Below are 24,274 nucleotides of genomic sequence, written 5' to 3'. Positions count from 1 at the left end.
GACAGCCGGGGCGCACGCGGGGCCGCGGCCGTCCGATCACATCACCGTCGGACGGCCGGTGCTCAGCCTTCGTCGGTGGACTTCCGGGTTTCCCGCTTCGTCTCCTTGGCCTGCCTGTTGTTCTTGATGGCCTGCTTCTTGGACTTGCCGGACTTGGAAGCCGGTTTCTTCTTCGTGTCAGCCATCGGAAATCCCCCCTGTAACGGATGAGATGCACCTGATTGGTACACCAAGCCCCTTAATACCCATCTAGCAACGAAACCCGACATACCACCTATGCGGGCTGGGGTGGCTCAGAGGAGACGGAGTTGCTCGGGCTCCGCCGGAGCGGCCGGGCGGCGGGGTGGGACGCGGCGGGCCGCCGCCGGTGTGGCGCGGCCGACGCCGTGGCGTTCCGCGAGGTCCCTGACCAGGGCGGTGACGCGCTGCTGGTAGGACTTCGGGGCGTACGCGCCCCGGCCGTACAGCTCCAGGTAGCGCGGCACCAGGCGCGGGTGCTCGCGGGAGAGCCAGCTCAGCCACCACTCCCGGGCGCCCGGGCGCAGGTGCAGGACCATGGGGGAGACGTGGGTGGCGCGGGCTTCGGCGATGGCCTGGACCGTGCGGTCGAGCTGGGCGGGGGAGTCGGTGAGGTAGGGGAGGATCGGGGCCATCAGGACGCCGCAGGCGATGCCGTTGTCGTTGAGGGTGGCGCAGGTGTCGAGACGGCGGCGCGGGCCGGGGGTGCCCGGCTCGACGGCGCGCCACAGGTCGTCGTCGACGAAGCCCGCCGAGACGTTGGCGCTGACGTCCGTCACGTCGGCGGCCTCGGTGAGGAGGTCGAGGTCGCGCAGGATCAGGGTGCCCTTGGTGAGGATCGAGAAGGGGTTGGCGGCGTCGCGCAGGGCGGTGAGGACGCCGCGCATCAGCTTGTAACGGCCCTCCGCGCGCTGGTAGCAGTCGACGTTCGTGCCCATGGCCACGTGGTGGCCGGCCCAGCGGGGTGCGGCGAGCTCCTTGCGGGCCAGCTCGGCGGCGTTGACCTTGACGACGATCTTGGAGTCGAAATCGGCGCCGGCGTCGAGGTCGAGGTACTCGTGGGTTTTTCTGGCGAAGCAGTAGACGCAGCGGTGACCGCAGCCCCGGTAGGGGTTGATCGTGTAGTCGAACGGGACTCGGCTGGCGCCGGGGACCCGGTTGATGATGGATCTGGCCCGGATCTCGTAGAAGGTCATCCCCTTGAACTCGGGCGTGTCGAACGTGCGGGTCACCGCGCCGCGGGCGAACAGCGGCTCGGTCGGATCGGCTCCGCCCGGGGCGGTCAGGCGGAGGTTGTCCCAGCGCATGCCATGATTAGAACAGGTGTTCCAACATGATCGCAAACTGAAAAGAGGTGGCAATTAAGTGGTCAGGCGGGGGCTAATGATCTTCATGGTTGGGCAGGAAGACGCCACAGAGCTTGCGTTCGGGAGGTACCTATGGCCTGGTCGCAGGACGAGGAGCGGATGCTGGCCCAGATCGAGCAGCACCTCGTCGATGACGATCCGCGACTCGTCGCTCGGCTTGAGTCGTTCAACGAGCGGGTGCGTCGCGATGAGGCGAAGTCGAACGGGCAGCGCGCGCCTCGGAGCCGGCCCCGCCGCTCTACGGTCATCATCCTGATCAGCTGGGTGCTCATCGCCACGCTGGTCGCCACGCTTCTGATCATGGTCCTGCGTCATGAGGCCGCCGCCGCGATGGCTCTGGCCGTGGCTTTCTGACCGAGCCCCCAGGTTGTCCCAGGTTGTCGCAGGGCCCGGCCGTGCGGGCTTCCGGAAGGTGCGGGGCGCCCGGCGGGGTGCGCCGGGCTTCCGCCTCATCGGCTCAGGGGGGTCTCCTGATCCATGCGTGACAGCTTCTCGGGGTTCCGCACGGCGTACAGCCCGGTGATGAGCCCTTCGTTCACCCGCACCGCCAGAACGGTGTCGAGCTCGCCGTCGATCCGGATGACCAGCGCCGGGTAGCCGTTGACCTGCGCCGGCGAGATCGACCGCGAGGCGTGGAGCCGGCCGAACACGGCGAGCACGCTCTCGGCCCCGATGACGGGCGCCAGCGCGGCCTGCTTGATGCCGCCCCCGTCGGTCAGGAGGACGACGTCCGGGGCGAGGATGTCGAGCAGGTTCTGCAGGTCGCCCGTCTGGATGGCCCGATGGAAGGCCGCGAGCGCGTCGCGGGACTCGGCGGGGGAGACCGCCTCGCGCGGCCGGCGGGCCGCGACGTGCGCCCGCGCCCGATGGGCGATCTGCCGGACGGCGGCCTGGCTCTTGCCGACGGCCTCGGCGATCTCCTCGTAGTCCAGCCCGAACACCTCGCGCAGCACGAACACGGCCCGCTCGGTCGGCGCGAGCGTCTCCAGCACCAGCATCATCGCCATCGACACGCTCTCGGCCAGCTCGACGTCCTCTGCCACGTCGGGCGTGGTGAGCAGGGGCTCGGGCAGCCAGGGGCCGATGTAGGACTCCTTGCGCCGGCCGAGCGTCCGCAGCCTGGCCAGGGCCTGGCGGGTGGCGATCCGCACCAGGTAGGCGCGCTGGTCGCGCACCTCGGCGAGGTCGACGCCGACCCACTTCAGCCAGGTCTCCTGGAGGACGTCCTCGGCGTCGGCGGCGGAGCCGAGCAGCTCGTAGGCGACGGTGAACAGGAGGTTGCGGTGGGTGACGAAGGTGCCGGTGGCGGGGTCCGGACGGTTCGTGCTCCCTTCGAGGTCTTCGGGCGCACGGCGCTCCGGCAGGTCAGGCATGGACGACTCCAGTTCGCTTTCGACTGTCACGTGCACCAGATGTCGGTGTGTGGAGTTTTGTGACCATGTTGCCCGCTTGAGGCGGTGTGGCGTACATCACGTCCGGTGCGCTGTCACAAGGCTCGGGCCGGCGGCATCTCCTGGTCGTCCGGCACCGGCCGGCCAGTCGAGATGGGAACGTGATGGGCACTTCAGCGCTGAACAACCTGCGCCGCGACTTCGGCGGCGCGATCATCGAGCCGGGCGCGGACGCGTACGAGTCGGTCAGCCGTTCGGTTCTGGCCGTGGGCAGCCCCGCCTGCGTCCTGCGGCCCGAGAGCGTCGCGGACGTGCGAGCGGCGGTCGCCTTCGCCGCCGCCCGATCGACTGCGACGCCCCCGTTGTCCGTGCGCGGCGGCGGCCACGCCTTCGCCGGTTTCGGCACCAACGACGGCGGCATCGTGATCGACCTCTCCGCGCTCTCCGCGGTGGACCTCATCGACAAGGAGAACCACCTGGTCAGGATCGGCGGCGGCGCCACCTGGGGCCAGGTCGCGACCGCCCTGGCCACGCACGGCCTGGCGATCTCCTCGGGCGACACGAGAAGCGTCGGCGTCGGCGGCCTGACGCTGAGCGGCGGCATCGGCTGGAAGGTGCGCAAGCACGGCCTGGCCCTGGACCAGCTCGTCGCCGCCGAGCTGGTCACGGCGGCCGGCGCGGTGGTGCGGGCGAGCGCGGAGGAGAATCAGGAGCTGTTCTGGGCGCTGCGCGGCGGCGGCGGGAACTTCGGCGTGGTGACCGCCTTCGAGTTCGCCGCGCACCCGACGACGGACGTCTTCCACGGCAGGATCACCTTCCCGGCGCGGCAGGCGGCCACCGTGCTCCAGGGCTGGGCGGACCACCTGCGCACCGCGCCGGAGGAGCTGACCTCGATCGTGAACTTCGCCAACCCCTTCGCGGGCGGCCCCGACGCGCCGGTCGAGGTGCTCGTCACCTTCGACGGCGACGACCCGCGGCTCGCCGCCGAGGCGATCGGCCCGATCCGCGGCCTCGGCGCGGTGATCGACGACGACGTGTCGCTGCGGCCGTACGGGGACGTCCTGGTGGAGGGTGTGATCCCGCCGCCCGGCATCCGGTTCGCCCCCAGGAGCGGGTTCGCCGGCGAGGAGTCGGCGGCGGCGGTGCTGGGCATCCTCGCCGAGGCGGGGGCGGCGCAGGGGGCGCCGCTCATCTCCGTGCGCAGCCTCGGCGGCGCGGTGTCGCGCGTCCCCGAGGAGGCCACGGCCTACGCGCACCGCAGGGCGGAGCTGATGATCGTGACCACCACGGCGGGCCCCGGGCCGGTCGTGGAGGCCGCCCGTCCCGCCATGGACGCGCTGTGGGGGAGGCTCGCGCCGCACGTCACCGGCGCGTACGCGAACTTCCTCGGCTCCGCCACCGAGGCGGACGTCGCCGCCGTCTACCCGGCCAGGACGTACGAGCGGCTCGCGGCGGTCAAGCGCGAGTTCGACCCCGGCAACCTGTTCGCCCGCAACCACAACGTCCGGCCGCGATGAGGTCAGCGCGCCCGGTCGTAGACCAGGGACAGCGTCCCGTCCTCGCCCGCGGCCTGCCGGGCGAGCGCCCACCGCCCCGCGGGCAGGCCGTCGTCGAACAGGCGCGGCCCGCCGCCGAGGAAGACGGGGAACACCGTGATCGCCAGCCGGTCGACCTGGTCGGCCGCGAGCAGCGCCTTGATGACGCTCGCGCTGGACAGCACGAGGATGTCGCCGCCCGCCGTCCCCCTCAGCTCCCCGGCCACCTCGGCGGCCGGCCTGTCGAGCACCGCCGTACGCTCCCACGGCGCCTCACGCAGGGTGGAGGAGAGCGCCACCTTGTCGGCGTCCACCAGCCACTTGGCGAACCCCTCGTCGCGCGGGTCGGCCCCCTCCATGCCGATGACGGTCGGCCAGAACCCGAGGAAGCCCTCGGCGTTGACCCGCCCGAGCAGGGCCGTCGTCGCGGGTTCCCAGAGGCTGGTCAGGTGGTCGCGGGCGACGTCGCTGACGGCGTACGGCATCACCCAGCCCATGTCCACGGGGTTGCCGGGCTGGGCGTAGCGGCCGTCGAGGGAGAGGGCGATGTTGGTGACGACCCTGCGGCCGTTGTGCTGCGTCATTTCGTGCTCCTGCTGTCGGTGTCGTAGGCGGCGACGGTGGCCGCGAGTTTGTCGAGGCTCTGGCCGAAGCCGAGCTCGATGCCTGCGATGAAGTCGGCGGAGCCGACGGTGCTGCCGGTGATCCGGAAGGTCACCTCGAGGTCCGTGCCCGTGCCGGCGGGACGGAGAGCGAACTCGACGTGGGAGGTGAAGGCCGGTTCGCCGCCGGGGAGCAGCGGCGAGAGCCGGTAGGACAGGTGCTCCCCGGGACGCACGTCGTCGACGATCCCTTCCGCGTACCCGGCGACCTGGTCGGAGCCGTCGATGTCGTCGGCGTCGCGGTACTCGTGGACGATCCGCCCGCCCGGCCGCGCATCGAAGACGAGTCGCGAGACGCGCAGGTCGTCGGGCGTCCACCACTCGGCGAGCAGCGAGGTTTCGGTCAGGTGCCGCCAGACCAGCTCGGGGCTCCCGGCCGGCGACCGCCGGAACGTGAACGTCCGGCCGTCGGCCCACCCCGGCCCCTCCGCCTCCGCCCGCGCAGCCTCAAGGCTGACCCCGTAGAGGTCGAACGTCTCCCGCGAGCCACCGGCCTGACCGGCGGTGTCGGCGAGCCGGGTGAGCGCCGCCGCCAGGTCGCGCAGCGGCTCGGGCCGCAGCGCGTAGATCCGGCGCTGCCCGGTGCGCTGGGAGGTGACGAGACCGGCGCGCTCCAGGGCTTGCAGGTGCTTGGTCGTCTGCGGCTGGCGTGCCCCGGCGAGCTGCGCGAGGACGCCGACCGGACGGGGCCGCTCGGCCAGCAGGCCCACGAGCCGCCAGCGGGCCGGGTCGGCCAGCGCGGTGAGGAGTTCCTCCATGGCCATAAGTATTCGCCATGAAGAATATTCGTGTCAAGGAATACTTTCAGTGGAGGCCGCGCTTGCCCGGCGTCCAGAACGGCTTGACCTTGATGGCCTTGCGCGGCCAGTTGCGCTCGCGTACCAGGTAGTCGCGGATCATCTGGCAGGTGCGCGCCTCTCCCGCCAGGTAGGCGGCGCCGGTGTTGCCGGGCAGCTCCAGGCCCGCCACCGCGGCGAGCAGGGTCCGCGAGGACGCGGCGGGCGCGCCGCGGCGGTGCGCGCGGCGCAGCTCGTGCGGGCCGGGCATGGGCATGTCGTGCTCGGCGGACTCGCTCTCCAGCACCCCGTGCACCCGCGCGTCATCCCCGAGCCCGCGCAACATCGGGCCGAACGCGGCGCTCGCCGTCTCGTCCCCCGCGAACAGGTGGAACGGCGCGTCGTCGTGGGTGAAGAAGTCGCCCTGCGGCCACCAGAACGTCACCGCGTCCCCCGGCGCCGCCTCCCGCGCCCAGCGCAGCCCGATCCCGTCCCCGCCGTAGAGGTGCGCGCGCAGCTCCAGCGCGCGCCGGTCGGGGTCGAGGTCCCAGATCGTGTACGTCCGGAGCGTCTCGGCCGGCCGCAGGATGCCGTAGACGGACAGCGGGTCGTTGAGCTGGACGCGGATGTGCTGGCCGGGCCGGTAGGGGAACGCGATCGGCTCCTCGGTCGCCAGGCGGATGCGGCGCATCGTCGGGGTGACGAGGCCGGCGTCGCTGACGCGGGCCTCCATGACGTACTTGGCGAAGGCGCTCGCCAACGGGTTGCGTGCCACGACGGCTCCTTAGGGAGGGTAAAATTCCTTAGAGGCATTAAGGAAACATAGATGCCCTAGGATGTCAACGGAACCGAAGGGCGGGTGAGCGGGTGACCGCGCAGGGCGTCAGCAGACGCGAACGAGTACGGCAGGCGACGCTGGCGGAGATCCGGGCGGCGGCCCGCAGGCTGCTGATCGAGCAGGGCTCGCAGGCCGTCACCATCAACGCGGTGGCCAGGGAGATGGGCATGAGCGGCCCGGCCCTATACCACTACTTCGCCGGGCACGACGAGCTGGTCGGCGCGGTGACGGCCGACTTCTTCCGCGAGCTGACCGAGGCGATGGAGACCGCCCGCGACGCCTGCCCGCCGGGCGAGCACGCGCGGCGGCTGCTGGCGGCCTGCCGGGCGATGCGGCGCTGGGCCGTCACACACCGGGCGGAGTTCGGCTGGGTGTTCGCCAGCCCGATCACGGCCGAGCGGCGGCCCGACTCGCCGCGCGAGCTGGCCGGGCGCGACTTCGAACAGGTCTTCCTGGAGGAGGTCGCCGAGCTGTGGCGAAGCCGCCGCTTCCCGGTGCCCGCCCCCGAGGAGCTGGACCCGTCGGTCGGGGAGCAACTACGGGCGTACGCGTCCGCCGGCGGGATGGGGCTGCCCGTGGAGGCGGTCCACGTGTTCATGTCGTGCTGGATCAGGCTGTACGGCCTGCTCTGCATGGAGGTGCTGAACCAGCTCGACTTCGTCTACTCGGACATGGAGCCGGTGTTCGAGGAGTGCCTGCGCGAGATCGCGCCCAAGCTCGGTCTCGACTACGAAGCCCCGGCCACGGCAGGCTGACCCGGCCCGCCACCCGTCCCGGCCCGCCGCCTGTCTCGCGCCGCCTGTCGCGGCCGCGCCGCCTGTCCCGGCCGGGCGGGCTCTTCCGGCCGGGCGGCTCTTCCGGCCGGGTCAGCCGGCCACGCGGACGGTCGGTTCGTGCCGGACGGGGAAGTTGACCGAGGCGGCGATGAAGCACGACTTGTGCGCGTCGGCATGCAGGGCGAGCGCCGTCTCTGCCATTTCCTGGGCGGCGACGGTGACCGCCGGGTGCAGCACCACCTCGGTGAAGTGGCCGCCGTCCGCCGTCTCGGCCATGGTGCCGGTCGCGGTGTCGGTGTACTCGGTGACGACGACGCCCGCCATCGCGCACTTGTGCAGGTACCACAGCATGTGGCACTGCGACAGGGAACCGACCAGGAGCTGCTCGGGGTTCCAGCGGGCCGGGTCGCCGCGGAAGGCGGGGTCGGAGCTGGCCGGGATGAGCGGCGGCCCCTCGGCGGACAGCTCGTGCTCGCGGCCGAAGTCCCGGTAGCCGCTGGTGCCGGTGCCCTTGTTCCCGGTCCAGGTCACGACGGTCTGGTAGTTGTGCTCGCGGCTCATGTGGGCCGTCCCTCGCTGTGCCTCGCTCCACCGGCCGACGCCGGTCCTTCCTCTCGCACGCTATCGCGCACACCCCAGCAGCCGACGCCGCGGGCGGGTGCGGGCGGGGTGCGGGCGCGCGAGGGCAGCATGCTCACCGGGCCGAGCCGGGGCACGGCGATCCCCGTAGAGCCCGTCACTCAGGCTGGCGGCCCGCACCTTCCACCCGCTGGGGACTCAAGCGCCGCGAGAAGCCCCCTACAGGTTCTTGAGAAACGTGGCCGCGACCGGCGCGGCCACCGCGCCGCCGCCGCCCCCGCCCTCGACGACCACGGCGAACGCCACGTCGCCCTTGAAGCCCATGAACCAGGCGTGGGAGTCCAGCTTCTCGCCCGTGCCGTACTCGGCGGTGCCGGTCTTGCCGTGCGTGCCCGCCGGAAGCCCCGCCGACTTGGCGGTGCCCTTGGTGACCACGGCCGACATCATGGTGTGCAGCCCGGAGGTGACCTCCTCGGGCAGCTTGCGCTCCTTGGCCTTCTGCTTGATGGACGGTACCAGCGTCGGGGGCCGCCACGTGCCGTCGGCGATGGCGGCGGCCACCGAGGCGATGGACAGCGGGCTGGCGGTGATCCTGGCCTGGCCGAACGACTCGGCGGCCAGCTCCGCGTCGGAGGTGGCCTTGGGGAAGCTGGCCTTGGTGGCCGGCACCCCGATGTTCAGCGGCTGGTTGAAGCCCACCTCCTCGGCCACGTCGAGCAGCTTCTCGGCGCCCAGCTTGGACTTCGCCAGCGGCGCGAACGTCGTGTTGCACGAGTGGGCGAAGGAGTCGAGGAAGGAGATCGACCCGAACGACTCCTCGTCGGAGTTGCGGATCGACAGCCCGCCGACGTTGACGTTCTTCGGACAGGTCACGGTGTCCTGCGGGGCGACCCCGGCGTCCAGCAGCCCGATGGCGGTGACCGCCTTGAACGTCGAGCCGGGCGGGTAGCGGCCGTCCAGCGCCCGGTTGAACCCGCCCACGTTGTTCACCACGGCCAGGATCTCGCCCGTCGAAGCCTTGATGGCGACCAGGGAGGTGGGCTTCTTCATCTCCTTGACCGCGGTCACCGCGGCGGCCTGCGCCCGCGGGTCGAGCGAGGTCTGGATGGGCTTGCCCTCGGTGCCCTCGATGGTCTCCAGCGTCTTGTCGCCGAGCTTGATCTCGGTCGCGGGGGTGCCGGCGAGTTGCTCCTGGAACGTCTTCTGCAGCCCGTGGAACCCGATGGCCTGCCCCACCTTGTAGGAGGAGCCCAGCGTTGCGACGTCCTTCTTGGTGGCCTTGCTGAGGTAGCCGACGAGCTGCTGCACCGAGCCGCCGACCGTGCCGGTGTCGATGCGGTCGCCGTCGGCGTCGGTGATCTCGGCGCGCTGCGGCCACTTGGTGGTGAGCGAGAACGCGGCCCCGCCGGTCAGCGACGGGTGCAGCGTGGCGGGCTTCCAGTCGACCTTCCACGTGCGGTCGGCCACCACCAGGTCGATCGTGCCCTGGTAGGTCCACTCGCCGATGTTCTTCAGGCCGAGCGTCGCGGTGTAGGGGACGCTGGCGCGGCCGTCACCCTCGGTGACCCGGCCCAGCTTGACGGCGGTCGACTCGACGGCGAGCGCGGTGCGCTGCTGGTCGTAGGCGGTGAGCTGCTGCGGCGTGGCCAGCTCGGCCGTCATCGCGCCCTTGTCACCCGCCTGCCAGGCCGCCGCGAAGCGCTGCGCCGTCTCCGCCGGCGTGCCCCTGGTGTGCAGTACGTAGTACGCCCCACCGGCCGCGGCCCCCACCACGAGCACGGTGGCTCCGGACACGATCGCGATCGTACGACCCCGCGCCACTGATCAGCCCCCTGCATCTCGACGACAGGTGTCCGAGCCTAGCGTCCGATTCAGGGCATTCCATTCGAAGCCTTGTAACTGGTGGCGTAGGTCGGCACGTACTCCTGGCCGGACAGCTTCTGGATGGCCGCCATGATCTCGTCGGTGACCCGCCGCCGGTCACGCGCGTTCGCGTGGTCGCCCTCGAACCGCATCGGCGCCCCGATGGCGATGCCGATCTTCGCGGGCCTGGGCACCTTCACCCCGTACGGCAGGACCTTCTCGGTGCCGCTGAGCGCCACCGGCAGCACGGGGGCGCCGGTCTTCAGCGCCAGCCAGGCCACGCCGATCTTGCCCCGGTAGAGGCGGCCGTCGGGGGAGCGGGTGCCCTCGGGGTGGATGCCGAACAGCTCGCCCCGCTCCAGCAGCGCGGCGGCGTCGTCGAGCATGGCCTGCGCGGCGTGCGCGCTCTCCCGGTCGATCGGCAGGCTGCCGCCCAGCCGCATGAAGAAGCCGGAGACCGGGTTGCCGTCGAAGTACTCGTTCTTGGCGGTGAACGTCACGTGCCTGGGCAGCAGCGCCGGCAGCAGGAACGAGTCGAGCACCGACAGGTGGTTGGCGGCCAGGATCGCGGGCCCGCTCCTCGGCACGTGGGCCGCGCCCGAGATGTGCGGCCTGCACATCGCGTGGGCGAGCGGAGCGGCGGCGAACTTGACCACTTCGTACAGCAACGAGCTCTCCTGATCGTCGGGCCGGCGGCCACCCCACCATAGATCAGGCGCCCCGCCGGTGCGGCGGGACGCCTGGGAAAAGCTTTAGGCCGATGTGGCGGTCGCCTCCTCGGCGAGGTGCACAACACGGCTCCAGCCGAACGGTATTCCGTGAAGGCGGTAATTTGCGGCCCGGGGGACACTAACCACATCGGCAATCTTGAGTTAAGCACACCGTCCGCCCCTGAAGGTAATCGCCCCTTCCCCATGGGCCGCCGTTCCCAGGTCTAGGTCCTGGTCCAGTGCGGTTGTGCCACGTCGAAGACGCGTTGCTCCCGCCCCCGCAGCGCCACCTCGGCGAACTGCCACAGGATTGCCCCCGTCGGCGCGTGGATCACGATGGACGGCCCCAGCGGCATCTGGAGCAGCTCGCCCCGCCACCGCGGCACCCCCGGCGCCAGGAACCGCTCCAGCGGCACCGCGTGCACGGAGGCCACCTCGCGCGGGTCGGGCACCGGCTGCTGACGGCCGCCGAACGCCACCACCGGCGTGATCACGAACCCCGAGTCGGTGACGAAGTCGTCGAGCAGCCCGGCCACCTCGACCCCGGTGATGCCGGTCTCCTCGGCCAGCTCGCGCAGCGCCGCCTGCTCCGGCCGCTCCCCGTCGTCGGCCCGGCCGCCGGGCAGCGCCCACTGGCCAGGGTTGCGGCCCCGGGCGGCCCGCCTGATCACCACGACGTACGGGCCGCCCGCGGCGTCCTCCAGCACGCACACGGTGACGCCGGCCCTGCGCACCCCGCCCGCCGGCGGGACCTGCCTGCGCTCGAAGGCGGCCAGCCGGGCGGTGACCTGCTCGCGCAGCGTGTCGATCGGCGTCAGCATCCCTCCAGGATCTCACGCCGCCGTACGCGGCAACCGGACCTCGCGGCCTACGCCGCCGTACGCGGCAGCCGGACCTCCACCCGTAGCCCGCCCTCGGGCCGCGCCAGCGCCGTCACGCTCCCGCCGTGCGCCGCCACGATGGCCCGCACGATCGACAACCCCAGCCCCGCCCCGCGCGCCGAACGCACGCGGTCGCCCTGCAACCGGCTGAACGGCTCGAACAGATCCTCCACCTCGTACGCGGGCACCAGCGGCCCGGTGTTCTCCACCACGACCGACGCGCCGGAAGGCTCCCCCGCCACGGTGAGCCAGATGTGCCCGCCACGCACGTTGTACTTGATCGCGTTCTCCAGCAGGTTGAACACGCACCGCTCCAGGAACAGCGGATCGCCCCGCACCAGCGCGGGCCGCAGGTCCTGGTGCAGGGTGACGGGCCGCTTGCGCGAGCCCGGGTCGAGCTGCTCCAGCACGGTGCGCGCGACCTGCTCCACGTCCACCGGCTTGCGCACGGTGAGCTCCTGCTCGGACTGCGCGAGCAGCAGCAGCCCCTCGATCAGCCGCTCGTAACGGGCGTTGGTGCCCAGCAGCGCCCTGGCCAGCGCCTTGAGGTCCGCCGACGCCGCCGGCTCCTCCAGCGACACCTCCAGCACCGTACGGTTGACGGCCAGCGGCGTGCGCAGCTCGTGGGAGGCGTTGGCGATGAAGCGGCGCTGCGCGTCGAACACCCGGCGCAGCCGGTCGAGCATCGCGTCGAACGTGTCGGCCAGCCGCTTGACCTCGTCGGCCGGGCCGCGCAGCCCGATCCGCTCGTGCAGCGTGCTCTCCGACAGCCGCTGCGCCGTCTCCGTCACCCGGTCCAGCGGGCGCAGCGCCCGGTCGGCGAGCACGTACCCGAGCAGCAGCGCGATGATCCCGACCAGGATCAGCACCAGCAGCGACCAGGTCAGCACCTCGTTGAGCACGCCGTCGGCCCGGGTCTGGATCTCGCGGCGGAAGACCACGTCGCCGCTGACGTCGCCGCTGATCTGGTGCGGCATGGGCACCGGGCCGGGCGCCGCCCCGGCGGTGATCTTCACGGGCCCGGTGACGAACTGCTGTTCCAGGGCGCGCGCGGTGATCAGGTAGGTGAGCCCGAGCAGGATCGAGCCCGCGGCGAAGAAGAGCCCGCCGTAGAGCACGGTCAGCCGGAGCCGCAGCCGCCTGCTGCTCCACCAGGGCCGCATGCCGCTCCGCCAGGGCCGCGTCCGCGACGGGGCGGCGGTCAAAGCCGGTATCCCTTGCCTGGCACGTTCATGATCGCCGCGGGCAGGCCGAGCTTCTTGCGCAGCGAGGTGATCGTGACGCGTAACGCGCCCGTGCCGGGCTCGGCGTGCTCGTCCCACACGCTCCTGCGCAGCTCGCCGGAGGTGACCAGCGCGCCGTCCGCGCTGAGCAGCACCCGCAGCACGTCGAACTCCTTGCGGTTGAGCGAGACAGGACGCCCGTCCCTGGCGACGGTGCGGCGGGCCGGGTCGAGGGCGATGCCGCCCCGTTCGAGCAGGGGCGCCGCCGCGCGCGCGGACCGCCGGGCCAGCGCCCTGACCCGCGCCACCAGCTCCGCGAACGCGAACGGCTTGACCAGGTAGTCGTCCGCGCCCAGCGCCAGCCCGTCCACCTTGTCGCGGAGCTGGCCCGCGGCGGTCAGCATGAGCACCCGCCTGCCCTCGCCGCCCGCGCGCAGCCGCCGGCACACGTCGTCGCCGTGCACGCCCGGCAGGTCGCGGTCCAGCACCACGACGTCGTAGTCCACGTACGACGCCATCTCCAGCGCCTCCTGCCCGTCGTAGGCGACGTCCACGGCGATCGCGTGCAGCCTCAGCCCGTGCGCGACCGCGTCCGCCAACCGCTCTTCGTCCTCGACGACCAGCACTCGCATGCCCCCGAGAGTGGCGGATCCGGTGTTAGCCGCGGATAAGGGCTTATCCGCTTCTAGCACCCCATGGTCTGAAGTGGGCCGCACCTCGGACAGAAGGAGCGAGAGCCATGAAGGTACGGCTACTGCTGGGCGCGGCCGCGCTGGCGCTGGCCGGGTGCGGAGCCCCGGCGGCGCAGGACGACGGCGTGGTCAGCGCGGGCGGCGGAACGGCCTCCGCCAAGCCCGCCGCCAGCCCGTCGGCGTCGATCGACCCGGACGAGGCGGCGCTGAGGTTCGCGCAGTGCATGCGCGAGCACGGGGTCGACATGCCCGACCCCAAGGAGGGCCGCATCCAGCTCAAGATCCCCAAGGGGGCGGACCAGAAGAAGGTCGAGGAGGCGCACCAGGCGTGCCAGCCCATCATGGACGCCGCCGTCCCCGAGGGCGAAGGCCAGGACGCGGCCGGGTACGACCAGATGGTCAAGTTCGCGCAGTGCATGCGCGACCAGGGCATCGACATGGCCGACCCGAAACCCGGCCAGCCGCTCCGGCTGGACTTCAGGGGCGTGCCGAAGCAGAAGATGGAAGCCGCGCAGAAGGCCTGCCAGGAGTTCGCCCCCGGCCGTCCCAAGAAGGAGACCCCATGAGGAAGGGGCTCCTGCTCGGCGGCGGCACCGTCCTGGCCGTGGCCGCCACGTGGACGGCGGTCGCCGCGCTGAACGACGGCGGCACCGGCGCCGCCGCGCCGCCCAGGTCGCCGGTCCCCGCCACCGCCGACGTCACCAGGCAGGACCTGGTGGAGACCAAGACGGTGGCCGGCTCGCTGACGTACGCGGGGGAGCGGCAGATCGCCTCGGGCGCCACCGGCACCGTCACCTGGACGCCCGCCCAGGGCGCGGTGATCCGCCGGGGCCGCCCGCTGCTGAAGGTGGACAGGAAGCCGCTGGTGCTCATGTACGGCGGGCTGCCGCTGTACCGGACCCTGGAGCAGGGCGTGTCCGACGGCCCCGACGTCGAGCAGCTCGAACGCAACCTCAAGGCGCTCGGCTACGGCGACCACCTGACCGTGGACGACCACTTCAGCCACGCCACCGCGCAGGCCGTCGAGGAGTGGCAGGACGACCGCGGGCTGGCGGAGAGCGGGCGGGTGGACGCGTCCCAGGTCGTCTTCCAGCCCGCCGCCGTTCGTGTGACCGGCGTCAAGGCCGAGGTCGGCGCCAGGAGCGCGCCGGGAACGCAGGCGCTCACCGTCAGCGGCATGCGCCGGCTCGTGCACGTGGACCTGGACACCGGCGATCAGGCGCTGGCGCGCAAGGGGGCGGCGGTCACCGTGACGCTGCCCGGCGGCGAGCACGCCAAGGGCACGATCACCTCCGTCGGCACGGTCGCCGAGAGCTCCGGCGACGAGCAGGACACCAGCACCACCATCGACGTGGACATCACCCTGGCCAAGCCGCCCAGGAGCAAGCTGGACCAGGCGCCGGTCGAGGTCGAGATGCAGAGCGAGCGGCACGAGAACGTGCTGGCCGTGCCGGTGGAGGCGCTGCTCGCGCTGCGCGAGGGCGGCTACGGCGTCGAGGTCGTCGAGGGCGGCGGCTCACGGATCGTCGCCGTGGAGACGGGGTCGTTCGGCGGCGGCCTGGTCGAGGTCGAGGGCCAGGGGCTGGCCGAGGGCATGAAGGTCGGGGTGCCGGCCACATGAAGGTGATCGTCGAGCTGCTGGAGGTGAGCAAGACCTACCCCGGCGGCGTGCACGCGCTGCGCGGGGTGGACCTGGCCATCGAACGCGGCGACCTGCTGGCCATCGTCGGCCCGTCGGGGTCGGGCAAGTCCACCATGCTCCACATGATCGGCACGCTCGACCGCCCCACCGCGGGCACCGTCCGGGTCGCCGGGCACGACGTCGCGCGGCTGCCGGACCGGCGGCTGTCCGCGCTGCGCTCACGCCACCTGGGCTTCGTCTTCCAGCAGTTCCATCTGGCGCCCGGCGTCAGCGCGCTGGACAACGTGGCCGACGGCCTGCTCTACACCGGCCTCGGCCGCCGGGCCAGGCGCGATCGGGCCGCCGCCGCGCTGGAACGGGTCGGGCTCGGGCACCGGCTGCGGCACCGGCCCGCCGAGCTGTCGGGCGGCGAGCAGCAGCGGGTGGCCGTGGCCCGCGCCGTGGCCGGGGACCCGCCGCTGCTGCTGGCCGACGAGCCGACCGGCAACCTCGACTCGGCGGCCGGGGCGGATGTGCTGCGGGTGCTGGCCGGGCTGCACGAGTCCGGCACCACCGTGGTGATCATCACGCATGACGCGGAGATCGCGGGCTGGTGCCGGCGGCGGGTGCGGCTGCGGGACGGGGCGATCGTGGACGGGCACGAGGGCGAGCACCTCAGCCCCGTGGCCCTCCTGAGAGGAGCCCCGCGATGACGGAAACGGAGCGTCTGACGCCCGGGCGGCTCGGGCTCGCCGACGTGTTGCGGGTCGGGGCGGCCGGGCTGCGGGCGCGGCCCACGCGGGTGGTGCTGTCCGCGCTCGGCATCGCGATCGGCATCGCGACGATGATCGCCGTGATCGGCATCTCGTCGTCCTCGCGCGAGCAGCTCCTGCGCCAGCTCGACAAGCTGGGCACGAACCTGCTCACCGTCACCCCCGGACGGACCATGTTCGGCGCGGACGCCAAGCTGCCGACCGGCGCGCTGGCCATGGTGCAGCGCATCCGCCCGGTCCGCACGGCCGCCGCCACCGGCGCCGTCGAGGCCACCGTGCGCCGCAACGACCGCATCTCCGAGTCCGTCACGGGAGGCATCTCGGTCCAGGCGGCCAGCACCGGCCTGCTGACCACGCTGGAGGGCGCGGTCGCCAAGGGCGCCTGGCTGAACGACGCCACGGCCGCGCAGCCCGCCGTCGTGCTCGGCTCGGCGGCGGCCGAACGGCTCGGCCTGGCCAGGACAGGGGTCCAGGTGTGGATGGGCGGGCGGTGGTTCACGGTCGTCGGGATTCTCGGGCCGATGCCGCTGGCTCCCGAGATCGAGCGCTCGGCCCTGGTCGGCTTCCCGGCGGCGCGGGAGCTGCTCGGCTTCGACGGCTGTCCGACGAGCATCTACGAGCGCTCGTCCGACGCGACGGTGGAGGAGGTGCGTGCGGCGCTGCCGCGTACCGTGAACCCGGAGAACCCGGACGAGGTCACGGTGAGCAGGCCGTCGGACGCGCTGGCGGCCAAGGCCGCCGCGGCGGGCGCCTTCACGAACCTGCTGCTCGGGCTGGGCGCCGTCGCGCTGCTCGTGGGCGGGGTGGGCGTGGCCAACACCATGGTGATCTCGGTGCTGGAGCGCCGCCGCGAGATCGGGCTGCGGCGCTCGCTGGGGGCCACGCGGGGGCAGGTGCGCGTGCAGTTCCTGGCGGAGTCGCTGCTGCTGTCGGCGCTGGGCGGGGTGGCGGGCGCCGTGCTGGGCGCGCTGGCCACCACCGGGTACGCCGTTTCGCGGGGCTGGCCGGCCGTGGTGCCGCCGTGGGCGCTGGGCGGCGCGGTCGTCGCGACGCTGGTGATCGGCACGGTGGCGGGCATCTACCCGGCCGTCCGCGCCGCCCGCCTGTCACCCACCGTGGCCCTCACCGCCACCTGAGGATACGCGTGGCGCTCACCGCCACCTGAGGATACGCGTGGCGCTCACCGCCACCTGAGGCTACGCGTGGCGCTCACCGCCACCTGAGCGCTCTTCCTAGCGTGGGGTGAGGAGGATGCTGAGCAGCGTGCCCAGCAGCATCCCCGCGCCCCCGGCGATGGCGGCCCACCGTCCCAGGGGCTCGCCGCGGGCGTGACCCACGACGCCCAGCACGACCCCCGCCAGCCCGAACAGCACCGGCAGGTACAACACGGCCACCGCGCCGCAGACGAGCCCGATGACCGACGGGACCTGGTCCAGCACCCGGGGAGGCCGCCGCGCGGGCTGCCCTGCCGCGTCCGGTGGTTCGGGCGGTGCGGACACGTGCGTCTCCTCTCGGCGTGCGTCCATCACACACCGGACGGAACGCGCCTGTCGAGCTGTGGCGGAAGGGGCCGGGCGTGCACGACGTCGAGGCGGGAGACGGCGCGGGTGAGGGCGACGTACAGGCGGTTGAGCCCGCGCCGCTCCGCCTCGGCGATGGCGGCCGGCTCCGCCACGACGACGTGGTCGTACTCCAGGCCCTTGCACAGCGAGGCGGGCATCACGCTGAGCCGCCCGTTCAGGTCCAGGCCCTCGTTCCACAGCGCGGCGGTGATCGCCTCCACGTCCGCGTCCGCCGCGATCACCCCGATCGACCCCTCGAACGTGTGCGCCTCGCGCACCGCCGCCACCACCCCCTTGTCCAGTTCGGCCACCTGGGTCACCCGCAGCCGCCCGTCGGAGCGGTACGAGCGGGTCGCGGGCACGTCGGCATCCAGCGCCGCCAGCAGCGTGTTGGCCAGCTCGACCACGGCGGCGGGCACGCGGAACCCGGTGGTGAGCGCGACGACCTCGCCGCCGGGCTTGCCGAGCAGCTCCAGCCGTTCCGGCCAGGACGTGGCCGCCCACGGCGTGGTGCCCTGCGCCAGGTCGCCCAGCACGGTCAGCGAGCCGTGCTCGCTGCGCCTGGCGACCGCCCGGCACTCCATCGGCGACAGGTCCTGGGCCTCGTCCACGATCACGTGGCCGTAGCCGCGCGGGCGTTCGATCAGCGCGGCCAGCTCGTCGAGCAGCACCAGGTCGGCCGCGGACCAGCGCGCGTCCTTGACGCCGCGCGGTGGCTTCCGCCAGGTCAGGGCGGCGCGTTCGGCGTCGGTCAGCACGCCGTCGGCCGGGTCGCGGCCGTCCCGGGCGGGGCCGCGCAGCAGCTCGTACAGGACCTCCTCCGGCTTGGCGGCGGGCCACACCTGGTCGATCCACGGGGTGACGCCGCGGCCGATCTTGCGCAGCCAGGGCGCGCCGGCCGCCCGTCCGCGGGACTCGGCCTGGCGGCGGATGGACTCCACGATCCGGGCCCTGACCCGTTCGCGGCCGGTGCCGTACGGGAGGGACTCGCGCCTGGTGTCGTCCACGATGCGGCGCAGCTCGTCCTCCGGCACCCGCCAGCGGAAGGAGCCGTCGGGCACCGTGACCGGTTCGACCGGCTTGGCGATGCGCCCGTACAGGGCTGTGCGCAGCACCCGCGCCATGCGGGCGTCGTGCTTGACCATGGCGGTCGCCTCGTCGTCCGCCGCCGTGACGGGGACGGTGGCCAGCAGCCGCTCCAGCGTCGTCTGCTCGACGTCCATCTCGCCGAGCGCCGGCAGCACCGCCGAGATGTAGCCGAGGAAGGCCCGGTTGGGGCCGAGGACGAGCACGCCCGCGCGTTCGAGGCGCCGGCGGTGGGCGTAGAGCAGGTAGGCGGCCCGGTGCAGGCCGACCGCGGTCTTGCCGGTGCCGGGCGCGCCCTGCACGCAGATCGACAGGTCGAGGCCGGCGCGGACGAGGTCGTCCTGCTCGGGCTGGATGGTGGCGACGATGTCGCGCATCGGGCCGACGCGGGGCCGTTCGATCTCGGCCGCGAGGATCCTGCTCTCGCCCTGCTCGCCGCGCGAGAGCCGCTCGTCCTCGAAGCCGGTGAGGGTGGTGCCCGACCAGCCGAAGCGGCGGCGCACGTCCACGCCCTGCGGGTCGCGGGCACTGGCCCGGTAGAAGGCGCGCGAGACCGGCGCGCGCCAGTCGATCACCACGGGCGGGCCGCCGTGCTCGCCCGTGATGTGCCGGCGGCCGATGTGGTACGCCCGCCCGCCGTGCTCGGCGGAGCCGGGCCCGAAGTCGAGCCGGCCGAAGAACGGCGGCCCCTCCGGCTCCTCGCTCAGCTCCTTGGCCAGGCTCTTCAGGTGCCGGCCCAGGCGTTCGGCGCTGTAGCGGTCGCCGGCCACGCTCTCGCCGACGATGACGTTGTCGCGCGCGCCCTCCAGCATCCTGCGCAGGCCGACCTTGCAGCGTTCGACGTGGTCACGCTCCTCGTCGAGCGTCGCCATCACACCTCCCAAAGTGTTAACTCGGTTAAGATATTGACCAGGTTAACACTTTGCTAGGCTGTGCTCATGACAGGACTGCGGGAGTTGCAGCGGCGGCGCGTGCACGAGGCCCTCTCGACGGCGGCCATCACGCTCTTCCTGGAGCGCGGCTTCGACGAGGTGTCCGTGGCGGAGATCGCGGCGGCGGCGGGGGTGTCGAAGCCGACACTGTTCAAGTACTTCGCCACCAAGGAGGACCTCGTCCTGCACCGCATCTGCAACCACCTCGGCGAGTCGGCCCGGGTGGTGCGGGGGCGGGCCGAGGGGGAGCGGCCGGTGGAGGCGCTGTGCCGCCACTTCCTCGACGGGCTGTCCCGGCACGATCCGATCACCGGGCTCAACGACGACCCCGAGGTGATGGCCTACCACCGCATGGTCTTCTCCGAGGCGCCCAGCCTGCTGGGGCGGCTCCACCAGCACATGGCGCGCGACGAGGAGGCCCTGGCCGAGGCGCTCGCCGAGACGGCCGACGAGTTGGCGGCACGGCTGCTGGCGGCGCAGGTGGTGGCCACGCAGCGGGTGCTGGCCCGCCGTAACTGGCAGTTGCTGGCGGACGGCCGGCCGATGGCGGAGGTCGAGCCCGAGGCGGTGCGCGCGGCCGGTCAGGGCTTCGCGATGCTGTTTGCCTGATTCCACCGTCCTGTTCAAACAATCCCGCCATTTCACGCCTGGCGAATATCGCAAGATCGAGAGAGTTTAAGCAGGTAGGAGGGGGTGAAATTGTTATCCTGACAACCTCTTAACGAATTGCAAAAATATGCAATTCAGGACAAGACGGGGTTGTCTTTACCTCAAAGGGAGTGATGGTGGACGGACCTTTCATGTGCATGCGCGGTCACCGTACCGACTCGATCGGTGACACGACGTGAGCGGCGTGCTCGCCGCGAGCTGGGGGCGCCTGCGATCCGTGCTGCCCGAACGGGCCGCGCTGGCCGCCATGCGGCACCAGCCCCGCAACAACCTGCTGGCCGGGCTCACCGTGGCGATCGTCGCGCTGCCGCTCGCGCTCGGATTCGGCGTCTCCTCCGGCCTCGGCGCCGCCGCCGGCCTGGCCACCGCGGTGGTCGCCGGATCGCTGGCCGCCCTGTTCGGCGGCTCGGCACTCCAGGTCTCGGGCACCAGCGGCGCCATGACCGTCGTGCTCATGCCCATCATGAGCGACCACGGCGCCACCGGGGTGCTCACCGTCGGGCTGATGGCCGGGATGCTGCTCGTCGTCATGGCCCTCGCGCGGGCCGGACGTTATATGTCCCTCGTCCCCGCGCCCGTCGTCGCCGGCTTCACCGTCGGCATGGCCTGCGTGATCGGCCTGCAGCAGATCCCGCACGCCCTCGGCGTCCCCGCCCACGACAGCGACAAGGTCGCCGTCGTCGCCTGGCACGCCGTCATGGACTTCCTCGCCAGGCCGCACTGGTGGGCCATGTCCGTCACCCTGGTCGTGGCCGCGGTGCTGCTGGTGGGCGCGAGCATCCGGCCCAGCGTGCCGTTCTCGCTGCTCGCCGTCGTCGTCGCTACCGCCGTCGCCGAACTGGCCGGGCTGCCCCTCGCCACCATCGGCCACCTGCCGCAGGGGCTGCCCGCGCCGTCGCTGGGCTTCCTCGACCCCGCGATGCTGCCCGCCCTCATCGCCCCGGCCATCGCCGTGGCCGCACTGGCCTCGCTGGAATCGCTGCTGTCGGCCGCCGTGGCCGACAACATGACAGGGCGGCACCGGCACGACCCCGACAGGGAGCTGTTCGGCCAGGGCATCGCCAACCTCATCACCCCGCTGTTCGGGGGCATGCCCGGCACCGGTGCCATCGTCAGGACAGCCGTCAACGTACGCTCCGGGGCGACCTCCCGGCTCGCGGCGCTGTCCCACGCGCTCATCCTCGGCGCCATCGTCTACACCGCCGCAGGGCTCGTCGCCAAGATCCCGCTCGCCGCGCTCGCCGGGGTGCTGCTGGCCACCTCCGTACGCATGGTCGAACGCGACTCCGTACGCGCCATGTGGCGCTCCACCAGGAGCGACGCGGCGGTGCTCGTGCTCACCGCCGTCGCCACCCTGACGCTCGACACCGTGCTGGCCGTCATCCTCGGCCTGGTCGTCGCGGGCGCGCTGGCACTGCGGACGATCGCGCGGAACGTGCGCTTCTACCGGGAGCCGCTCCGCCACGACCTGCAACCGCAGCACACCGAGGACGAGCACGCGCTGCTCGCCGAGCACATCGTCACCTACCGGCTCGACGGGCCGCTGTTCTTCGCCGCCGCCCACCGGCTGCGCGCCGACCTGTCGGAGATGACCGGGGTGTCCGTGGTGGTGCTGCGCATGCGCCTGGTCACCAGCATCGACGCCAGCGGGGCGATGGTGCTCGCCGACACCATCACGCGGCTGGAACGGCGCGGGATCATGGTGTACGTGTCAGGGATCCCCGATGGGCACCATCAGGCTCTGCAGGTGATCGGGGTGATCGGGCGGCTGGACGAGGCCGGGCAGGTGTTCGCCACCACCGATGGGGCCATCGAGGCGGCTCGTGAGCGGCTGCACAGCTCTGGGATCGTGCCGCGGCTGGCGGGCTGACCTGCCTCTTCGGCCGCTCCGACCTGGCTTTTCGAGCGCTCCGACCGGGCTTTTCGACCGCTCCGACCGGCGCACCCTGGCCGCGTCGGAGCGGCACCCCCGCCGCCCGCGCGCCCGCCCCGTGGCGGCGCGACGAGGCGGTCAGGCCAGGGGCCGGGCGGCCGGGAGGTGGAGGCGGTCGACGGCCTCGCGGCGCGTGCGCTCCGGCCGCCGGTCGTACCGCGCCGTGGTGGCGGGCGAGGAGTGCCCCACCAGCGCCTGAGCCGTGGCCAGGTCCACCCCAGCGTCCAGCAGCTCGCCGATGAACGTGCGCCGGAAGTCGTGCGCGGTCCGCCGGGCCGCCCCCGCCTCCCCGAACCGCCGGGTCAGGATGTCGGCGATGCCCTGCCCCGTCAGCCCCACCGGCCGCCCGTCACGCGTACGCAGCCGCCCCGCCTTGCTGATCGGGCTGAACAACGCCCCGGCCCCCGGCCCGCGCACCGCGAGCCACCGCTCCACCAGCCCGATCGCGTCCGTCGTCAGGTAGACGAGCCGCTCCTTGTCGCGCTTGCCGCGCACCCGCAGCGACCGCGACCCCGGATCGTAGTCGCCCAGCGTGAGCCCGCCGAGCTCGGCGCGGCGGCACCCGGTCGAGTACAGGACGGCGATCAGCGCCGCGTCGCGCACCCCGGCGGGCGAGTCGTCGCACGCCGACAGGGCCGCGCCGACCACTTCGGGCGGGACGTGGTGGCCGGCGGGCAGGCGGCTCTGCCGTACCGGGGCGAGGTCGGAGGCGCGGGCGAGGTCCTCGGCGCTGGTCTGGCCGAGCCGCCACGCCTCCTTCAGCACCCGCCGCAGCGCCACCAGGTGCTTGTTCACGTACGCCGCCGACCAGCCCTGGTCGGTGAGCATCGTGCGGATGCGCACGGTGTGCTCGTAGCGGAGCAGGTGCCACGGCTGGCCCGCCCCCGTGGCGTTCTCGTCGCCGGTCAGCAGGCGGGCCAGCCGGTCGAGGCAGCCGCGCATCGTGCGCCGCGACTCGGGGCTGGTCAGGGAGTCGAGGTAGACGTGGTACGGGTCGCGCGCCGGCTCGACCGGCAGCGCACCCGGCGCGGGGACGGCAGGCAGGCTCACCCGAACGATCTTAGAAGGCCGGACCGGCCGATGCTCAGAAAGGCCCGGTCAGCTCGCCCAGCTTGTCCGTCAGTTGCAGGTTCGCGGAGTAGTCGACGGGCACCGCGATCACCGACACCACGTCGTCGGCCAGCGCCTCGCGCAACGTGGGCAGCAGCTCGCCTGCGCTGCTGATCCGGTAGCCGCGCGCCCCGAAGCTCTCGGCGTACTGGCACCACGAACGGGACCCGCTCCCGCACGGCCGTCTCCAGCTCCTGCGAGTTCATCAGGAAAGCCCCGTCACCGGTCGCCGCCAGCACCCGCCGCCGCGGGCAGGCGAGCTTGGCGGCCAGCGCGCCCGGCACGGAGAACCCCATCGACGACAGCCCGTTGGAGACCAGCATGGTGTTCGGCTCGTACGTCGGGTACATGCGGGCCATCCACATCTTCACCGCGCCGGTGTCGGCCAGGACGATGTCCTCGCGTCCCATGGCGGCGCGGATGTCGGCCACCACGCGCCGAGGCGACAGCGGGAACCCGCCCCTCCTCCAGCTCCTCCCGCAGCATGCGGCGGATCTTCTCGCCGGTAACGGACGAGCACGTACTGGATTGGGGAGTCCCTGAGCGCGTCGACGAAATGGATGTTCTCCTCGCCCGGTCTGCCGAAGATGTATTCGACGCCCTCGGCCTCCAGAGCCTGCACGATGAGCCGGGCCGCGTAGGCCTGCGCTGACATGCGAATCGCCTTCTTTCAACGACTGCCTCACGACGCCAGTGATACAACTGGCGGCCCGAAAGTATCGCATTGGTCATCCGAAAATAGGCGGAAAACGGTTCAGCGGGATGGTGCAAGTTGCACATGCGGGTCATACTGCCTGCATGGCTGCCGTCGATTCCATACTCGCAGGTGCCTTCGCGCTGGCAGGAGTAACCTTGCAACAGGCAATCTCGCTTAGCGTCGCAACGCTGAACCGTCGTCGTGAGGACAGAAAACAGAGCCAGATAGACCGACGGGAGCTATATGGTCGGATGATAAGCCAGGCCAGGCGTGTTCAGCGTATTCTTAAGGAGCTGAGCATGAAAAATGACAAGAGTCTTCAAGAACAATTATCGGCAGAGTTGGATCGCTTGTCCGAGCTGAATGCCGAGCTCCGTCTGATCGGCTCTCCAGTAGCGGTGAAAGCAGCATTGGATCTAGAGGACGAGATGAGGCGGAGGACGGTTTCCGCCGAGCTTAGGGCCGCTCTCCCCATGCCTCTGGGGCCTCTCATTGAGATCTTCCGGAAGGACCTCGGCTCATGACGGATAGATCCCCGAAACAGGGGCCGATTCGCAGAACCGTATATGGTGGCAACATA

27 protein-coding genes and 1 pseudogene are annotated in these 24,274 nt (G+C 72.2%); 11 read left to right on the top strand and 17 right to left on the bottom strand.

Annotated elements, in window-relative coordinates:
• Positions 1–62 precede the first annotated feature (62 nt).
• Both FXF51_RS62615 and FXF51_RS17060 read right to left on the bottom strand, forming a co-directional pair.
• Entirely contained in the window at positions 63–185 is a 123-nt protein-coding gene (locus FXF51_RS62615) for a hypothetical protein (protein ID WP_262379580.1), read from the bottom strand.
• Between the two features lie 108 nt (positions 186–293).
• The gene (locus FXF51_RS17060; RefSeq protein WP_148435439.1) at positions 294–1,325 is read right to left on the bottom strand and encodes an Rv2578c family radical SAM protein; all 1,032 of its coding nucleotides are present in this window, start codon (positions 1,323–1,325) and stop codon (positions 294–296) included.
• A 132-nt stretch (positions 1,326–1,457) separates the two neighbouring features.
• Between FXF51_RS17060 and FXF51_RS17055 the strand changes: the two genes are divergently transcribed.
• Positions 1,458–1,739 carry a DUF3040 domain-containing protein gene (locus tag FXF51_RS17055; protein WP_148435438.1) on the top strand — a complete coding sequence of 94 codons (282 nt, stop codon included), beginning with the start codon at positions 1,458–1,460 and terminating at the stop codon, positions 1,737–1,739.
• 95 nt (positions 1,740–1,834) lie between these two features.
• Here the strand turns inward: FXF51_RS17055 and FXF51_RS17050 are convergent, their stop codons facing one another.
• Entirely contained in the window at positions 1,835–2,758 is a 924-nt protein-coding gene (locus FXF51_RS17050; protein WP_148435437.1) for an RNA polymerase sigma-70 factor, read from the bottom strand.
• 182 nt (positions 2,759–2,940) lie between these two features.
• Here FXF51_RS17050 and FXF51_RS17045 point away from each other — a divergent pair, with 182 nt between their 5' ends.
• The gene (locus tag FXF51_RS17045) at positions 2,941–4,293 is read left to right on the top strand and encodes an FAD-binding oxidoreductase (RefSeq protein WP_148435498.1); all 1,353 of its coding nucleotides are present in this window, start codon (positions 2,941–2,943) and stop codon (positions 4,291–4,293) included.
• A 2-nt stretch (positions 4,294–4,295) separates the two neighbouring features.
• On the opposite strand, the gene FXF51_RS17040 is transcribed toward FXF51_RS17045, so the two are convergent.
• The 3 genes from FXF51_RS17040 to FXF51_RS17030 are packed head-to-tail and all read right to left on the bottom strand — an operon-like array spanning position 4,296 to position 6,524.
• Positions 4,296–4,895, bottom strand: coding sequence for a dihydrofolate reductase family protein (locus FXF51_RS17040; RefSeq protein ID WP_148435436.1), 600 nt, complete (start codon positions 4,893–4,895; stop codon positions 4,296–4,298).
• Positions 4,892–5,731 (bottom strand): metalloregulator ArsR/SmtB family transcription factor, encoded by an 840-nt coding sequence (locus FXF51_RS17035; RefSeq protein ID WP_148435435.1) that lies wholly within the window; start codon positions 5,729–5,731, stop codon positions 4,892–4,894. The genes FXF51_RS17040 and FXF51_RS17035 overlap by 4 nt, the downstream gene beginning before the upstream one ends.
• 46 nt (positions 5,732–5,777) lie before the next feature.
• Complete coding sequence (locus FXF51_RS17030; protein WP_262379579.1) at positions 5,778–6,524, bottom strand: siderophore-interacting protein; 747 nt, start codon at positions 6,522–6,524, stop codon at positions 5,778–5,780.
• Positions 6,525–6,616: 92 nt separating this feature from the next.
• On the opposite strand from FXF51_RS17030, the gene FXF51_RS17025 reads away from it, so the two are divergent.
• The gene (locus tag FXF51_RS17025; RefSeq protein WP_148435434.1) at positions 6,617–7,342 is read left to right on the top strand and encodes a TetR/AcrR family transcriptional regulator; all 726 of its coding nucleotides are present in this window, start codon (positions 6,617–6,619) and stop codon (positions 7,340–7,342) included.
• A gap of 111 nt (positions 7,343–7,453) precedes the next feature.
• Here the strand turns inward: FXF51_RS17025 and FXF51_RS17020 are convergent, their stop codons facing one another.
• The 6 genes from FXF51_RS17020 to FXF51_RS16995 form a co-directional block, all read right to left on the bottom strand.
• Positions 7,454–7,924 (bottom strand): OsmC family protein, encoded by a 471-nt coding sequence (locus FXF51_RS17020; protein WP_148435433.1) that lies wholly within the window; start codon positions 7,922–7,924, stop codon positions 7,454–7,456.
• 237 nt (positions 7,925–8,161) lie between these two features.
• A complete protein-coding gene (locus FXF51_RS17015) occupies positions 8,162–9,736 on the bottom strand; it encodes a penicillin-binding transpeptidase domain-containing protein (protein WP_262379576.1) in 1,575 nt (524 codons plus the stop codon).
• 77 nt (positions 9,737–9,813) lie between these two features.
• Complete coding sequence (locus tag FXF51_RS17010) at positions 9,814–10,473, bottom strand: lysophospholipid acyltransferase family protein (protein ID WP_262379575.1); 660 nt, start codon at positions 10,471–10,473, stop codon at positions 9,814–9,816.
• A gap of 266 nt (positions 10,474–10,739) precedes the next feature.
• Complete coding sequence (locus FXF51_RS17005; protein WP_148435431.1) at positions 10,740–11,336, bottom strand: NUDIX hydrolase; 597 nt, start codon at positions 11,334–11,336, stop codon at positions 10,740–10,742.
• 47 nt (positions 11,337–11,383) lie between these two features.
• Entirely contained in the window at positions 11,384–12,559 is a 1,176-nt protein-coding gene (locus FXF51_RS17000; protein ID WP_148435430.1) for a sensor histidine kinase, read from the bottom strand.
• Positions 12,560–12,597: 38 nt separating this feature from the next.
• Positions 12,598–13,251, bottom strand: a complete 654-nt coding sequence (locus tag FXF51_RS16995) for a response regulator transcription factor (protein WP_148435429.1) — start codon at positions 13,249–13,251, stop codon at positions 12,598–12,600.
• A 107-nt stretch (positions 13,252–13,358) separates the two neighbouring features.
• Here FXF51_RS16995 and FXF51_RS16990 point away from each other — a divergent pair, with 107 nt between their 5' ends.
• Genes FXF51_RS16990 through FXF51_RS16975 form a run of 4 tightly spaced genes read left to right on the top strand, consistent with a single transcriptional unit; the run spans position 13,359 to position 16,841 of the window.
• On the top strand, positions 13,359–13,877 hold the full coding sequence (locus tag FXF51_RS16990; RefSeq protein ID WP_148435428.1) for a hypothetical protein: 519 nt from the start codon (positions 13,359–13,361) through the stop codon (positions 13,875–13,877).
• Positions 13,874–14,932 carry an efflux RND transporter periplasmic adaptor subunit gene (locus FXF51_RS16985; protein ID WP_148435427.1) on the top strand — a complete coding sequence of 353 codons (1,059 nt, stop codon included), beginning with the start codon at positions 13,874–13,876 and terminating at the stop codon, positions 14,930–14,932. Before FXF51_RS16990 ends, FXF51_RS16985 begins: the two co-directional genes overlap by 4 nt.
• Positions 14,929–15,645, top strand: a complete 717-nt coding sequence (locus tag FXF51_RS16980; protein ID WP_148435426.1) for an ABC transporter ATP-binding protein — start codon at positions 14,929–14,931, stop codon at positions 15,643–15,645. The genes FXF51_RS16985 and FXF51_RS16980 overlap by 4 nt, the downstream gene beginning before the upstream one ends.
• Positions 15,642–16,841 carry an ABC transporter permease gene (locus tag FXF51_RS16975; RefSeq protein ID WP_148435425.1) on the top strand — a complete coding sequence of 400 codons (1,200 nt, stop codon included), beginning with the start codon at positions 15,642–15,644 and terminating at the stop codon, positions 16,839–16,841. Before FXF51_RS16980 ends, FXF51_RS16975 begins: the two co-directional genes overlap by 4 nt.
• Before the next feature lie 96 nt (positions 16,842–16,937).
• On the opposite strand, the gene FXF51_RS16970 is transcribed toward FXF51_RS16975, so the two are convergent.
• Both FXF51_RS16970 and FXF51_RS16965 read right to left on the bottom strand, forming a co-directional pair.
• A complete protein-coding gene (locus FXF51_RS16970) occupies positions 16,938–17,204 on the bottom strand; it encodes a hypothetical protein (RefSeq protein ID WP_148435424.1) in 267 nt (88 codons plus the stop codon).
• Positions 17,205–17,230: 26 nt separating this feature from the next.
• A complete protein-coding gene (locus FXF51_RS16965) occupies positions 17,231–19,225 on the bottom strand; it encodes a HelD family protein (protein WP_148435423.1) in 1,995 nt (664 codons plus the stop codon).
• 66 nt (positions 19,226–19,291) lie between these two features.
• On the opposite strand from FXF51_RS16965, the gene FXF51_RS16960 reads away from it, so the two are divergent.
• Positions 19,292–19,894 carry a TetR/AcrR family transcriptional regulator gene (locus tag FXF51_RS16960; RefSeq protein ID WP_148435422.1) on the top strand — a complete coding sequence of 201 codons (603 nt, stop codon included), beginning with the start codon at positions 19,292–19,294 and terminating at the stop codon, positions 19,892–19,894.
• A gap of 235 nt (positions 19,895–20,129) precedes the next feature.
• A complete protein-coding gene (locus FXF51_RS16955) occupies positions 20,130–21,824 on the top strand; it encodes a SulP family inorganic anion transporter (protein WP_187414411.1) in 1,695 nt (564 codons plus the stop codon).
• Positions 21,825–21,965: 141 nt separating this feature from the next.
• Here FXF51_RS16955 and FXF51_RS16950 read toward each other — a convergent pair whose 3' ends face one another.
• Positions 21,966–22,937, bottom strand: a complete 972-nt coding sequence (locus FXF51_RS16950; protein WP_148435421.1) for a tyrosine-type recombinase/integrase — start codon at positions 22,935–22,937, stop codon at positions 21,966–21,968.
• A complete protein-coding gene (locus FXF51_RS16945) occupies positions 22,934–23,320 on the bottom strand; it encodes a thiamine pyrophosphate-dependent enzyme (RefSeq protein WP_262379590.1) in 387 nt (128 codons plus the stop codon). Before FXF51_RS16945 ends, FXF51_RS16950 begins: the two co-directional genes overlap by 4 nt.
• Between FXF51_RS16945 and FXF51_RS62610 the strand changes: the two genes are divergently transcribed.
• Positions 23,259–23,540 carry a hypothetical protein gene (locus tag FXF51_RS62610; RefSeq protein WP_262379591.1) on the top strand — a complete coding sequence of 94 codons (282 nt, stop codon included), beginning with the start codon at positions 23,259–23,261 and terminating at the stop codon, positions 23,538–23,540. The genes FXF51_RS16945 and FXF51_RS62610 overlap by 62 nt on opposite strands.
• Before the next feature lie 25 nt (positions 23,541–23,565).
• Here FXF51_RS62610 and FXF51_RS63770 read toward each other — a convergent pair.
• Positions 23,566–23,652, bottom strand: a pseudogene (locus FXF51_RS63770) (hypothetical protein); the annotation flags it as partial.
• A gap of 143 nt (positions 23,653–23,795) precedes the next feature.
• On the opposite strand from FXF51_RS63770, the gene FXF51_RS16935 reads away from it, so the two are divergent.
• Positions 23,796–24,218 carry a hypothetical protein gene (locus FXF51_RS16935; protein WP_148435420.1) on the top strand — a complete coding sequence of 141 codons (423 nt, stop codon included), beginning with the start codon at positions 23,796–23,798 and terminating at the stop codon, positions 24,216–24,218.
• Positions 24,219–24,274 lie beyond the last annotated feature (56 nt).

This window comes from Nonomuraea sp. PA05 (assembly GCF_008086045.1).
Classification (GTDB): domain Bacteria; phylum Actinomycetota; class Actinomycetes; order Streptosporangiales; family Streptosporangiaceae; genus Nonomuraea; species Nonomuraea monospora.
The sequence above is the reverse complement of the archived record's forward strand: the minus strand, read 5'-3'. Positions and strand labels throughout refer to the sequence as shown.

What these genes read in the sequence shown, in the direction of transcription:
- FXF51_RS16985 (WP_148435427.1), top strand. Translation starts at nt 13,874, where the DNA reads ATGAGGAAGGGGCTCCTGCTCGGCGGCGGCACCGTCCTGGCCGTGGCC.
- FXF51_RS16945 (WP_262379590.1), bottom strand. Translation starts at nt 23,320, where the DNA reads ATGCTGGTCTCCAACGGGCTGTCGTCGATGGGGTTCTCCGTGCCGGGC.
- FXF51_RS17055 (WP_148435438.1), top strand. Translation starts at nt 1,458, where the DNA reads ATGGCCTGGTCGCAGGACGAGGAGCGGATGCTGGCCCAGATCGAGCAG.
- FXF51_RS16960 (WP_148435422.1), top strand. Translation starts at nt 19,292, where the DNA reads ATGACAGGACTGCGGGAGTTGCAGCGGCGGCGCGTGCACGAGGCCCTC.
- FXF51_RS16935 (WP_148435420.1), top strand. Translation starts at nt 23,796, where the DNA reads ATGGCTGCCGTCGATTCCATACTCGCAGGTGCCTTCGCGCTGGCAGGA.
- FXF51_RS17020 (WP_148435433.1), bottom strand. Translation starts at nt 7,924, where the DNA reads ATGAGCCGCGAGCACAACTACCAGACCGTCGTGACCTGGACCGGGAAC.
- FXF51_RS17035 (WP_148435435.1), bottom strand. Translation starts at nt 5,731, where the DNA reads ATGGAGGAACTCCTCACCGCGCTGGCCGACCCGGCCCGCTGGCGGCTC.
- FXF51_RS17000 (WP_148435430.1), bottom strand. Translation starts at nt 12,559, where the DNA reads ATGCGGCCCTGGTGGAGCAGCAGGCGGCTGCGGCTCCGGCTGACCGTG.
- FXF51_RS16995 (WP_148435429.1), bottom strand. Translation starts at nt 13,251, where the DNA reads ATGCGAGTGCTGGTCGTCGAGGACGAAGAGCGGTTGGCGGACGCGGTC.
- FXF51_RS62615 (WP_262379580.1), bottom strand. Translation starts at nt 185, where the DNA reads ATGGCTGACACGAAGAAGAAACCGGCTTCCAAGTCCGGCAAGTCCAAG.
- FXF51_RS16965 (WP_148435423.1), bottom strand. Translation starts at nt 19,225, where the DNA reads ATGGCGACGCTCGACGAGGAGCGTGACCACGTCGAACGCTGCAAGGTC.
- FXF51_RS17050 (WP_148435437.1), bottom strand. Translation starts at nt 2,758, where the DNA reads ATGCCTGACCTGCCGGAGCGCCGTGCGCCCGAAGACCTCGAAGGGAGC.
- FXF51_RS17040 (WP_148435436.1), bottom strand. Translation starts at nt 4,895, where the DNA reads ATGACGCAGCACAACGGCCGCAGGGTCGTCACCAACATCGCCCTCTCC.
- FXF51_RS16990 (WP_148435428.1), top strand. Translation starts at nt 13,359, where the DNA reads ATGAAGGTACGGCTACTGCTGGGCGCGGCCGCGCTGGCGCTGGCCGGG.
- FXF51_RS16975 (WP_148435425.1), top strand. Translation starts at nt 15,642, where the DNA reads ATGACGGAAACGGAGCGTCTGACGCCCGGGCGGCTCGGGCTCGCCGAC.
- FXF51_RS17005 (WP_148435431.1), bottom strand. Translation starts at nt 11,336, where the DNA reads ATGCTGACGCCGATCGACACGCTGCGCGAGCAGGTCACCGCCCGGCTG.
- FXF51_RS17045 (WP_148435498.1), top strand. Translation starts at nt 2,941, where the DNA reads ATGGGCACTTCAGCGCTGAACAACCTGCGCCGCGACTTCGGCGGCGCG.
- FXF51_RS16980 (WP_148435426.1), top strand. Translation starts at nt 14,929, where the DNA reads ATGAAGGTGATCGTCGAGCTGCTGGAGGTGAGCAAGACCTACCCCGGC.
- FXF51_RS17060 (WP_148435439.1), bottom strand. Translation starts at nt 1,325, where the DNA reads ATGCGCTGGGACAACCTCCGCCTGACCGCCCCGGGCGGAGCCGATCCG.